Genomic DNA, 12,359 nt, shown 5'->3' with positions numbered 1-12,359 from the left:
ACGAAATGACGATGCTTTTAGAGAGGTTGGCTGTTCAGCAACATTGAATCAACGAAATATAAGTACAACCGACCTCCCCATACCAGCGTCATCCCGATTGCGAGGAACGAGCGAGGGATCCCCTGGGTAATGGCATTAAAGTGGATCAGGCGCTATATCTGTCCTCGGTGGTATGTCTTGGAGACTTCTCCGCTGCGCTATGAAATGACTATGGTGATGAAAGCTATGGCAGATCAGAGTCAATAAACCGTCATTCTCTTCCCTCAAAACCTTATTTCAGTCGTTTCAGAGCATAATAAAATAACCATTTTACCAAAAGCGCTTGCCTGACCCCACCATAAGCGCTTGTCGTGTGTGCCTTGGAGAGGGAAGAAAAGAGAAAAAGATGATTATCCTACAGAATGAGTGAAAAAGAGACTACTTTTAGCTTAAAATAGGTGTATTTACTCCAAATGAGTTAGATGTCCGCATTCTTAGTAAACTAAATAGTCGCCACGGAATGGAAGAAATTGTTTGCCCTAGTTGTAGCAGCCGGATTTTAAAAGGTGGATTATTTTGTACGAATTGCGGTACCCCGTTGAAATGTAAGAAGTGTAATCAAAGCTTTACTTCAAAATCTAATTTTTGTAGCGCTTGTGGGACTGCGGTCACAAGCGTGGAAAGTAGTTCCGGTGCTTTTAACGAAATAACATTTAAAGAGAACTCTGATGGCAGAACCTTTGAAGCCAGATTTACAGATCCGATAGGTAAGGATGTTGTGGAAACGTTTGGCAAAATTGTTACTAGTAGACAGCTACTCTTCAGTAGCGATAGTTCACAAAGCGCTGATCTCAAAGACAATACTATTGATGTCACAGACACTAGTTTAGAGGAGATTGAAAAGAAAAACGACGGAAAACAAGAAAAAATATCGGACTCAGCTAAAGGTTACCCAAGCCTTGATACGATAGCAATAAAAAATCTTCCAGCAAATGAATCTGAATGGATAGTTGTTTATGCTTTTTACTCGTCTGACTTTGGAGTTAAGACCTTCACTCGTCAAAATCTCATAGAGGCATATGAATCATCCCGAAGAAAAAATAAGAAAAGAATTAGTCAACTTACTCCCTATTTGAATGCAACAGTGAAGTCAGGAGACGTAAATCCGCTAGGAGATGGAATATACTCTCTTCTTGACAATGGAATAGAAAGAGCAAAGGAGATAGTTCAAAGAAAAAATGGTAGCCCTGGCAAAAGGCAGAAACTATCAAGCAAGACGGTTAATAAGCCAAAGGAAAAACCACAAAACCTCACAACAAAGAAGACCTTAGCAAAGAATGTTGTTCAGGAAAAATTTGATACTCACAGCGGTGAAAAGACTCTTGGGAAATTTTATGAAGATAAAACTCCTGGAAAAAACACCGGAAAAAGAATTCTCACAATTGCATACTATATCACCAAAATATTGGGGCAGAATAGTTTCTCCGACGGCAATATAGATTATGCCTATCGAGTTTTGCAACTGGACAAACGACCGAAGCATCTTAGGCAGCAAATTATCAATTTCAAAAACTCAAAAGCCTGGTTTGAAGAAGGGGAAAATGGATCATGGCGGCTTTCAAGACATGGTGAGATTTACGTTGAAGATAATTGGTAGCTTTAGGTAATGGAGTCATTGGAAACGTTTGTTGGTCGCCTTCCACATTTTGACTCGTTGAGTAGCGCCGAGCAGATTGACTACCTCGTTTACTATATTCTTATAATAGAAAAAAAAGAAGGAGGTGCAAAAGCGAAGGAAATTGAAGGCTGTTTTAGCTCCCTTCATATCCCAGCGTACTCGAATATCAATGCATATTTGGGTAAGTTTTCAAAAAAGAGTAAACACCAGAAATTCATAAAGAGAGGTACTCAGTACTTGTTGGAAAGGCGCCGAAAGCTCAGTATCGATCAGGAAGTTGGTGAAGTTCAAATCCCAAAACCAACTAACGACCTTTTTCCAATGTCTCTGTTTCAAGATACGAGAGGGTACTTGGAGAAAATTGCTAAGCAAGCTTGCATTTGCTATGACGTAGGACTGTATGATGCATCTTTAGTGATGACTAGAAAGCTCATCGAAACGCTGATAATTGAATGTTTCGAAAAACATCAAATTGAATCAAAAATAAAGGGGCCTGATGATCACTTTTTTTTCCTAAGTGATTTAATCGTAAAATTTCAATCTGAAAACTCCTGGTCTATAAGTAGAAATACGGCATCGAGTCTGCCGCAAATAAAAAAATATGGAGATTTAAGTGCACATAATCGGAGATTCAGTGCAAAAAAAGCAGATTTAGACAAAATCAAAGATGATTTAAGAATTGTGATCGATGATCTGTTACATCTTATTGACTTTTCTAAAAAAGGTAACGTCGCCTAGTTCAGTGGCTAACCCATTTCATCTTCAAAACATTTAAAGTGAAATTAGTGCGAATTCTCACCATCATGAATGAGTTTTTTGCAAGGAGGCCCTAGGTGGCTAGAAAGAATTGTTGATTTATGCGTCGTGAGCGCCTTTTTCATATCCCTAACCCAATCTGCATTTTCCTCAAATAAACCGCTCCCTGTACTGCAAATTATACATCCCGTAAAGCAGGCATAGGCTCGTGGCTACCAGCAGGTAGAGGCGGTTGCGGAAAATGATGGTGGTCCAGATGAACTCGCTCATGTCACGGGGTTCGCTGAAGGGGTTGAGGAACACGTTGTAGGGGCTGCTTTGCAGCGGGTTGGCAAACACAAAGAACATAAAGGCAATGATCACGATCACGATGGCCGTGCCGTTGCCATTGCGGATGAGGGTAGACACCACAAAGGCCACCGAGGAAAGAAAGACAATGGGAAACATGACCTGGCCCAGCATAGGCAAAATGTCGAAGCGGAGCAGGGTGAAGTTGGCCAGCGCTGCCAGCACGAGCAGGATACTGGCCGCCACGCCGGCGGTGATCACAAAGCGCACCAGCCACACCTTGTAGCGGTAGTTGGGAATGCCGAAGATGGTTTCCAGCATTTTGGAGTCGTCGTCGTTTTGAATGCCATAGGCCATGGGGTAGAAGATGAGCAACAGGCCGGGGAACACCAGGAACCCGTAAATAACGGCCTCGTTGAAGTTGGGGTCGTCGAAGATGGCAATGAGCACGATAAACCCAAAAAACAGGAAGGCCGCCACCACAAAGTATACAAACTTGTTGGCGAAGATGACCTTCACATTGTAGGTGATCAGTCTATACAGCAGGAACAGGTAGCTCTTCATTGGCTTTGTTGTTTTTACTTTTCATTAACCACAGGTAAGCGTCTTCGAGGTTGGCCCGCACCGGCGTGGCATCGGGCCTTGGCTGCTCACCCGCCAGGCATTTCACCCTAATCTTGTCGCCTTCCCGCATATGGTGGACAATCACATAATGCCCTTTTTCTTCTTCAAACTGCTCCGGCGAGAGGTGGAATTCCCACACCTTGCCTTTGGCCAGCTCGGCCATACTGGTAGGACTGCCGTTGTATTCGATATTACCGGAGATGAGCACCGCCAGGTGGTTACAGCTGCTGGCAATGTCTTCGATGATGTGGGTGGAAAACACCACAATGCGCTCCCGGCTCAGCTCCACCAGCAGGTTGCGGAAGCGGATGCGCTCCAAAGGATCGAGACCGGCCGTGGGCTCATCCACTACCAGTATTTTAGGCAGGTGGAGCAAAATCTGGGCAATACCAATGCGCTGCTTCATGCCGCCGGAGAAAGAACCAATCTTTTTGTGCTGGTGCTCGTCCATGTGCACGGCCTTGAGCACGTACTGCACCCTGTCTTCTCTTTCTTTTTTGTTGCTGATCTTCCGCAGGATGGCCTGGTAGTCGAGGAACTGGTAGGGCGTCATGTTTTCGTAGGTGCCAAAAGCCTGGGGCAGGTAGCCAATGAGGCCCTGGAGCTCTTCCCGCTTCAGGGTGGTGTCGTGGCCATTGATCCAGATCTTGCCATAGCTCTGGTCCATGATGCCGCACAAAATCCGCATCAGGGTGGTTTTACCGGCGCCGTTGGGGCCCAGCAAGCCAAACATACCCTGCTCAATGGTAAGGCTCACACCCTTCAGCGCTTTGAACTGCGACTTCTTAGGCTTCACATACGGAATGGCCAGGATCAGCTTCCAGTACAAGCGCCGGATGCCTTTGAAGCGCCCGGTGATTTGCGCTGGGTCTACTGTTTTCTTTGCCAGCGTATTGGCCATGCGCACCAGGAACAGGCCAATGAACCACAGCAGGATCAGCACAATGCCTAAGCCTTTTACCTGTATATCGGCGTAGAGGTACACGGCACTGGCAATGGGGAAGACCCAGTAGAGGAGTCCGCTCAGGAAGCTGAACAACCGTGGTCGCTTGTCGTCGGCCCATTGCTCCACATCGTGGAAGATGGAAAGGAGCAGGGCGTGCAGGGCCATCATGAACACCAGCTGCCAGAAGGCTTTGTCGAGGAAGAAGTAGACAAAATAGACGAGGAAACCCATCAGGGCCACTTGCCAGATCAGGTTTTGAAGGATGCTTTTTCCTGTGATGATTTCTTCACCCCGCTCGTCAAACAGGCGCTTGTTGCCTTTCCATTCCCGCAGCCAGCGGCCGGGTCTGCCATACACTTTGGTGAGGTTCTGCACTTCAATATGCATTTTCTCGTCCTTGCTCACCATTTTGGCGTTGGCCTGGCGCAGGGAGGTCATGATGAAATGGGTGCCACCCGGCACAAGGATCAGGGCCGAAAGGAACCAGATCGACTGCCAGAGGAAGCCTTCTATTTGGGTGAAGATGAGCAGAGTAATCAATGTCATCAGGCCGATCTGCGAGAATTTTATCACTGGCTTGAGTCCTCTGAACCAATCGAGCACACTTTCGAAGCCTGCACTCATGGTAGGGATGTAAATCAGCGTGAGGATGGTGGCAAAGGCCAGCCCGCCCATCACGGTAATGGCAAAGGGTTGCCCAATGCTGACCACGTATTCTGCTTCACCCAGCGCCAATGGCAGCATGGCCACAATGGTGGTGATGGACGTAATGAGGATGGGCCTGATCCGGGAAATGCCACTCATGATCAGGGCCCTGTATTTGTTATAGCCCTGGCGGCGGAGCAAATGCGAATAGTCGATGAGGATAATGCCGTTGTTCACCACCACGCCCAGCAGGATAAGGAAGCCGATGAGGGTATTGGCGTTGAGCAGGGAGTTGCCGGTAAACGTGAGGCCGATAAAGGCCCCGATAGCAGCCAGTGGAATAGAGAACATGATCACCACGGGCAGGTAGAGCGATTCGAACACTGCCGCCAGGATCATGAAGATGATGACGATGGCGGCGGCAATGAGGAAATAGAACTCGTCGAACAGGCCTTCGTCGTGCACCACGTCCACCACAATGCCGGAGGGGATATTGATGCCGGCCACAATCTGGTCGATCTCCAGGCGGGAAGCCTCCAGCAGCGATTCGGAGTTCACCACTTCATCGATAAAGCTGTAGGTGATCTCAATGCGTTTCTCCTGGTTGAGCCGCCTGATCCGGCTTTCACCGGCCGAGTAAATCACCGAGCCAATGTCGGACAGGGTATGTGTAGCGCCTGCGGCATTGGTGACGTCCATTTCCCGCAGGTCGTTCATGTCTTTGGCGGCCAATTCCACCTGGTCCTGCGTGCGGATGGTGATTTCAAACTCTTCGTCGCCGCTCACAAAATTGGAGCCTGAAGCAAAGGAGGGCTGGAAGTCGTTGAGACCTGTTGACACATCCTGCTGGGTGATGCTGTTGGCACTCATCCGGCGCTGGTCAAACAAAATATGGGCTTCCGGCCGCTCCGGGCTCACGTTCACCGTGCTGCGCTCCACCGATTGCAGCCCTGCAATGAAGGTATTGATGTCGTTGGCAATGGACTGCATGGCTTCAAAGTCGTTGCCCTTGATAATGACCTGCTCGGAAGCGCTGCCAATACCCAGCATGCGCTCGAAGTCGTCGGAAGGGGAGAAGCCGCCACCGTCCTGGCCTGCGGAAGCAGGTGGCGCATCGAGGGAGATGTCGAGGTCTTCGAAGTCTTTGGCAATGGCACTGAGCCTGTTTCTCAGGTCGGCTGCCGAAATGGTGTCCAGCTTATTGAACCCTTCCACCACCTGTACAGTCAGCACGGAACTGCCTTCCGACACCTGGCTGATTAGCTTGTCCACCACAGGAATGGCCATCACCTTTTCTTCTACCTTTTGCGTGAGCAAATCGGTAGAAGCCAGCGTAGCACCTTGCGGCATAGTCACGAACATGTTCATGTTCTCGGTTTCCACCTCGTTGAGGCTGGCCACGCTGATCAGCAGGCTGAGGCCAATGGTGATAAAGAACAGCACAATGCCGCCGATGATGGTAAAGGCGGGCCTTCTGAAGCACGACTTCAGGATGACCATGTACATCTGGATGGTGCGCTGACGAATCGAAGCGTTCTTAATTAATGGAGCCTTTGATTCGTCGGTCTTGTCGATAGCGGCGTGGGCCAGCATGGGAATCAGCACCAGGGCCACTACCAGCGACACCAGCAGCGTAGAGATAATGGACACGCCGATTTGTGTGCCAATGGTGGTTGCCAGAAAGTTGGTAGAGAAAATAAAGGGCAGGAACACCGTGACTGTAGTCAAAGTAGCTGCGATGACTGACCGCATTACTTCTTTGGTACCCTGCACCACCGCTTCTTCAGCCGGTTTTTTGTTCACCACATGGCGGTAAATGTTTTCGATCACCACCACGCTGTTGTCGAGCAGCATACCAATGGCCAGGGCCATACCTATCAGCGTGAGGCTATTGATGGAAATGTCGTAGGCGTAAAAGAAGTTGAAGGCCGTGTAGACCGAAATGGGAATGGCCAGGGCAATGCTAAGGATGAACTTCAGCCTGCGCAGGAATACCCACAGCACGAAGATGGCGAGCAATCCGCCGGTAATAGCCAGCTGCTGGATCTGGTCGATGTTTTTGCTCATCGCCTCGGCCTGGTTGTTCTGCACCACTATCTGCACGTCCATGGGCTCCAGCTCTTCGTTGAGCTCGTCGATGGCGGCAAGTGTCTTGTCAGAAAGCGCAATCAGGTTGGCCTGCCGGTCTTTGGAGAGGCGGATCGACACAGCGTCTTTGCCATTGACCCGGCTGAGGGTGGTTTGTTCTTTCACCCCAAAGAATACTTGGGCCACATCACTCAGGAGCAAAGGCCCTTTTTCCGACACCACCAGGCTTTCGATATTGTTGATGTCTTTGAGCTCGGCGGTCACATTCACAAACACATTCTGCCCGTTGAGCTCTACCTGGCCTACAAAAGCACTCTTGTTGGAGTTTTGAGACAGCACACCGCTGATGGTATTGGGCGTGATGCCATGGGCTTCGCACACAGCGTTGTCCATGATGATCTCTACGGTCTTTTGCCTGCCGCCAAACACTTCCACACCACCCACACCGTCGATCTCGCTCAGGCGGTCGAAGATGTACTGGTCGGTGACGTTCCGTACCCTGTCTACACCACCGCTGCCCAGCACCTGCACATCCATGAAGGCGTTAGAGAACTGGTCGGTATCGACTTTGATGATATTGACCACAAACTCCGGCGTGAGGTCAGCCTTGATGCTGGCCACCTTTTGCTCCAGCTTGAGGTAGGCGTATTTCGTATTGGTGCCCTGCACAAAGGAGATAAAGATCATCCCTTGCCGGCTGTCGGCAGTGGCGCTGATCTCGTCAATGCCTTCCAGGGTGCCAATCACGCCTTCCAGTGGAATGATGGCCTGGCTTTCCATGTAGGTAGGGTCTACCTCCGAGGCGGAACTCAACTGCACAATCAGGATGGGCAGCTCCACATTGGGGAACAGCTCCACCGGCAGCTTGTTGTACGAGATATAGCCCATCACCGAAAACCCGATGAAGAGCATCGATACCAGTACTTTCCGCTTGATGATGGTATGTAAAAGTCCGGTGTTAGACATGAGAGGCTTTGGTAAGGCGGCGTTTTACATTGGCCAGTCGTTCGACAATGCTTTCAATGGTTTCGTAAAAACACGGGATCACAATCAGCGTGAGCAGGGTAGACGTTACCAATCCACCAATGACAGCCACGGCCATCGGCGCTCTGAGTGCAGCACTTTCACCAAATCCGAAGGTGAGGGGCAGCAGGGCCAAAATGGTGGTGAGACTGGTCATGATAATGGGCCGGAACCGTCGCTGGCCCGCATCGAGGATAGCGTCCCGGATAGGCATGCCATCTCGCTTGTTTTTATTGATGCTATCGACCAGGATAATGGCATCGTTCACCGCAATACCGGTGAGCATGATGATGCCGATAAAGGCCATCATGTTCAGGGGCATGCCCAGGATAAAGAAGGAGAGGAGGGCACCCACACCGGCCAGCGGAATGGTAAGCAAAATGGTGAAGGGGTGGAGCAGCGACTCAAACTGAGAAGCCAGCACCATGTACACCAGCACAATGGACAGGATGAGTGAGAAAGTAAGGTTCTGCATCGACTCCTTGCGCTTGAGCTCCTGGCCCGCCACATCTATTTTGTATTGCGGCGGCACTGTCAATCCTGAAAGACCGTCCTCCAGCGACTTCACCACTTTATCGTAAGGCTTTTCCTGGTTCACCCTGGCGCTGATAAGCACCACCCTGTTTTGGTTTTTTCGGTAAATGGAGTTGGTGGCAAACTCAGTCGTGATGTGGGAGATCTCACCTAAAGGAATTTCCTGCTCCCCGCTTTTGATCCGCATATTGTCGAGGTCGGCCAGCGACACCTCGGGCACTTTGATTTCAATGTCCTGCATCTCACCGCCCCGTTCGATGGTGCCTGCATGCTTGCCTTCCAGCTGGTCTTTGATTTGTGTGACCACGTCTTCGATGGACAGCTTGAAGAGGCCAGCCCTGTACTTGTCCACATCCACCTGGATTTGGGGCACGCCCTGCTCGAGGTTCGACATGGGTTCGTAGATGTCGGCGTTGCGGGTCATCACGGCAATGACGGAGTCGGACAACGAACCGAGGGTTTTGAAGTCGGAGCCACTGATCTCGACGGCCAAAGGCATTTGCTCTTCGCCCAGCACGGAGTTTAAGGCACTTTCATCGTTGGAAAAGGTGGCTTCCAGTCCGGGAATGCTTTCGAAATAGGTGGACAGCCTGTCGGTGATGGAGGCAATGGCCAGCTCGGTGCTTTCGTTGAAGATCAGCTTCAGGTTGGCCGTGTTTTCTTCGTACACATTCTCGTTTTCGATACCCGACTGACTTTGCTCCGGCCCAATATGGGCATACACTTTGTCGAGTTGCCCTTCGAAAAGTTGAAACAGCTGGGCTTCGATCTGTCCGACCGTTGATGACGTGCGGGCCAGTGCGGTGCCGTTGGCGAGCTTGAGGTCTACCGAGATGGCCCGTGTGCCCGACTGCGGCATGTATTCGCTGCCAATGACTGACACCAGCTGAAACGACCCCACCACCAGTACCAACGAGGCAATGATGAAAGCGATGCGGTATTTAAGCACACCGTCGAGGAAGCTGCGGTAGCGGGTGAACTTCAGTGGCTGTACTTCCAGCACTGTTTTGTCGTTTTTGAATACCCTAGCGAACAAGGTAGGAATTACGAGTATAGCAACTGCCAGAGAAGAAAGCAGAGAAAAGGCTACTGTCCAGGCCTGGTCACGGAAGAGTTCACCGGACGGGCCTTGCAAGTAAACGATGGGCAGGAACACGATGATGGTCGTCAGGGTAGAGGCGGTAATGGCCCCGCTTACCTCGGCCGTACCGGCAATGGCAGCGTCTATGACACTGAGGCCTTCTTCCCGTTTGCGGAAGATGGCTTCCACCACCACAATGGCATTGTCGACCAGCATGCCCGCACCGAGGGCCAGTCCGCCGAGCGTCATTACGTTCAGGGTAAGCCCATTGAAGTACATCAGGTTAAAGGTGGCTATGATGGAGATGGGAATGGCAATGCTGATGACCAGCGTGGAGCCGATCCGGCGCAGGAAAACAAAGAGTACCAGCATGGCAAACAAGGCGCCGTACAAGCCCGATTCTTTTACCTCGTCGATGGCTCCCTGGATAAACCTTCCCTGGTTTTGGATGATCACAAACTCGTAGCCGGGCACGGAGGTCTTGAGGCCTTCCAGCACCTCGGTGAGCTCGTTCACAGCGTTCACCGTGTTGTACCTTGTTTCCTTGTAAATGGACATGCCCAGGCTTCTGCGCTGGTTCACCCGCACGATGCTACCGGCTTCTTTGTCCATGATTTTGAGTGTGGCGACCTCCCGAAGCAATACTGGAACTTGATTACTTGTTACTGACTGATTATTAGTTGTTTGTGCTGTTTCAGTTGAAGTAGTTGTTACGGGTGCTGTGCTGGCTGCCGGCGTGGAAGTTCCTGCGGTAGTGTAGCCCACCACGAGGTTTTCCAGGTCTTCGGGTTGCTCTATAATACCCAGGCCTTTGATGATGTATTTTCTGCCCAGCTCTTCAATGAAGCCGCCGGAAACGTTGCGGTTGTAGCTTTGAATTTTGGCTACCAGGTCATTCACTGTGAGCCCAAAGGCCGCCAGCTGATGAGGGTCTGTTTCGAGCACAATCTCTTTTTCCTGCTCTCCTGAAAGACGCACTTCGGCAATGCCCGGCAGACGGATGAGCTCGTTCCTGAAGTTGGTTTCGGCTACTCTGCGCAGGGCATCAAAATCGTTGGACGCCGGATTGTAGATGCCCAGGATCATGACCGGCGTAGCATTGGGGTCAAACTGCGAAATGGCGAACTCATCGATGTCGTCGTTTAGCGAATAGCTCGACAGCGACTTCTGCAGATCGAGGAAAGCCTCGTCCATGTCTTTGCCCCAGTCGTAGTGCACGGTTACCCTGCCATAGCCCGTCTGGCTGATAGAGCTGACTTCCACGGCACCACTCTGACGGATGGCAATGGACTCGATGTTTTCCACGAACTGTTTTTCGATCTCCGATGGCGGCCGGATGCCGGCCTTGAGCTCAACGAAAAGGGTGGGGTTCTTCAGGTCAGGGAAGAGCTCTATCCCCAGCTTATCGAAGGAAATGGATCCAAGAAGGATGACCGCCATCACCATCATGAGAATGGTAATAGGGTAGGAAACGGCTAATGAGACGATCTTTTTCAAAGCTGTTGGGTTAGGAGGGTGAATAGGGAATTGGTGATTGGGAGCTTCGACTGGGATTTTGCCCCGGCCCTAAGCCGGGCACCCCTAAAGGGCGCACCTGAGCGATTCGCTTCCCGTTGGCTACCGAATCCGCTGTTTGGGGCACGAAATATAGGGAATGAAATGGTCCACCATACGCCCTTTAGGGTAAGGGGTTGAAATTCAGCCAGGGATACGATCTTTTTCACGCTTTTGGGGTTACTTGTTAAATGTTAATAGTTATTGGTTACTTCCGTCTTCTGTCTTCCGTCTTTCCCGGGCTTTTGTTATCTGACCCGGCGGCTGACGGTTTCCTTCGCACTTTCCATCGCTACCGTACCGACGCCTGCTTCGGTCTTCCAACTTCCAACTTCCGTCTTTCCTCACTTCCTTCGACTGAGATTTTACCCCAGCTTAGGGTTATTCCTGATACTTTTTTAAAGTGCTGAGTACTTATGTTCATTTTATCTACTTTCTGTAATCAAATCCCTTCAACCATTGACATGGTATTTAGAACTATATGTGCAATTATTAAAGGCCAAAGATTTCTTCCAGTTAGTACATAGACAGCCCCAAAGACTAGCCCGATTAAACCTGTGGTTATAGATCTTGGCGAAAAGTCATAAGAGTGTCTAAAACCAAAAATTGCCGCTTGCATTAGTACTGCCAGTATAGTTGAAAGTGGGACTTTAGTAAACAGGGATTCAAATCGGTTAAGTGAGAATCCCCGATCTTGTAATTCTTCCAGAGAAGACTCAATCCAGACAAAGAATATGATAGAGAAGAAGTAAGGAATGTTTCCTTCGAGCTCGCTGAAGCTATTAGATTTTGAAACTGAATCTGTACCTGTAAATAGGATATCTCGCAGGAACATTTCAAAAATCATTATTGACACTACGGTGCCTAACAGAATGATGACTGCCACCACCAGCATTTTTTTATAGCTACCTGGCTTTAAGAGGCCGAGGTCTTTCCACGATTGCTTTCTGAAATAGAGAAGTAGTGTGGCTACTCCTACGGTGGTAATCGACTTGAATAATGAGTATCCCCAGAAACCCAGGCTATCAAATTTGATTTCCCTAACCAGAAACATAACTGAAAGGAAAATAGCCAGATCTACTAATGCATGTAGAGGCTGCACCTGTGCAGATTGTTTGGATAAAACAGGGCTTCTTGATTCATCGACGTTTTTCATCAATTAT

At 49.8% G+C, this 12,359-nt stretch carries 6 protein-coding genes; 2 read left to right on the top strand and 4 right to left on the bottom strand.

The genetic code is table 11. The features are described 5' to 3' along the window. The first annotated feature begins 499 nt into the window (after window positions 1–499). Both RIG68_RS09385 and RIG68_RS09380 read left to right on the top strand, forming a co-directional pair. Window positions 500–1,636: a zinc ribbon domain-containing protein gene (locus tag RIG68_RS09385; RefSeq protein WP_350121550.1), complete on the top strand. Its 1,137-nt coding sequence runs from the start codon at window positions 500–502 to the stop codon at window positions 1,634–1,636. A gap of 9 nt (window positions 1,637–1,645) precedes the next feature. Continuing rightward, window positions 1,646–2,395, top strand: a complete 750-nt coding sequence (locus RIG68_RS09380) for a hypothetical protein (RefSeq protein WP_350121547.1) — start codon at window positions 1,646–1,648, stop codon at window positions 2,393–2,395. A 168-nt stretch (window positions 2,396–2,563) separates the two neighbouring features. Here the strand turns inward: RIG68_RS09380 and RIG68_RS09375 are convergent, their stop codons facing one another. The 4 genes from RIG68_RS09375 to RIG68_RS09360 all read right to left on the bottom strand — a co-directional run bounded on the left by RIG68_RS09375 (window position 2,564) and on the right by RIG68_RS09360 (window position 12,352). Then, window positions 2,564–3,265, bottom strand: coding sequence for a hypothetical protein (locus RIG68_RS09375; protein ID WP_350121544.1), 702 nt, complete (start codon window positions 3,263–3,265; stop codon window positions 2,564–2,566). Then, a complete protein-coding gene (locus tag RIG68_RS09370) occupies window positions 3,237–7,970 on the bottom strand; it encodes an efflux RND transporter permease subunit (RefSeq protein ID WP_350121541.1) in 4,734 nt (1,577 codons plus the stop codon). Before RIG68_RS09370 ends, RIG68_RS09375 begins: the two co-directional genes overlap by 29 nt. Next, window positions 7,963–11,139, bottom strand: coding sequence for an efflux RND transporter permease subunit (locus RIG68_RS09365; RefSeq protein ID WP_350121538.1), 3,177 nt, complete (start codon window positions 11,137–11,139; stop codon window positions 7,963–7,965). The genes RIG68_RS09370 and RIG68_RS09365 overlap by 8 nt, the downstream gene beginning before the upstream one ends. 499 nt (window positions 11,140–11,638) lie before the next feature. Then, entirely contained in the window at window positions 11,639–12,352 is a 714-nt protein-coding gene (locus RIG68_RS09360) for a CPBP family intramembrane glutamic endopeptidase (RefSeq protein WP_350121535.1), read from the bottom strand. Between the last annotated feature and the right edge of the window lie 7 nt (window positions 12,353–12,359).

Origin of the sequence: Imperialibacter sp. (assembly GCF_040222385.1) — a bacterium.
Lineage (GTDB): Bacteria > Bacteroidota > Bacteroidia > Cytophagales > Cyclobacteriaceae > Imperialibacter.
The sequence above is the reverse complement of the archived record's forward strand: the minus strand, read 5'-3'. Positions and strand labels throughout refer to the sequence as shown.

Excerpts from the sequence above, each read along its gene's own strand:
- RIG68_RS09385 (WP_350121550.1), top strand. The coding sequence starts at position 500 with ATGGAAGAAATTGTTTGCCCTAGTTGTAGCAGCCGGATTTTAAAAGGT.
- RIG68_RS09380 (WP_350121547.1), top strand. The coding sequence starts at position 1,646 with ATGGAGTCATTGGAAACGTTTGTTGGTCGCCTTCCACATTTTGACTCG.
- RIG68_RS09375 (WP_350121544.1), bottom strand. The coding sequence starts at position 3,265 with ATGAAGAGCTACCTGTTCCTGCTGTATAGACTGATCACCTACAATGTG.
- RIG68_RS09370 (WP_350121541.1), bottom strand. The coding sequence starts at position 7,970 with ATGTCTAACACCGGACTTTTACATACCATCATCAAGCGGAAAGTACTG.
- RIG68_RS09360 (WP_350121535.1), bottom strand. The coding sequence starts at position 12,352 with ATGAAAAACGTCGATGAATCAAGAAGCCCTGTTTTATCCAAACAATCT.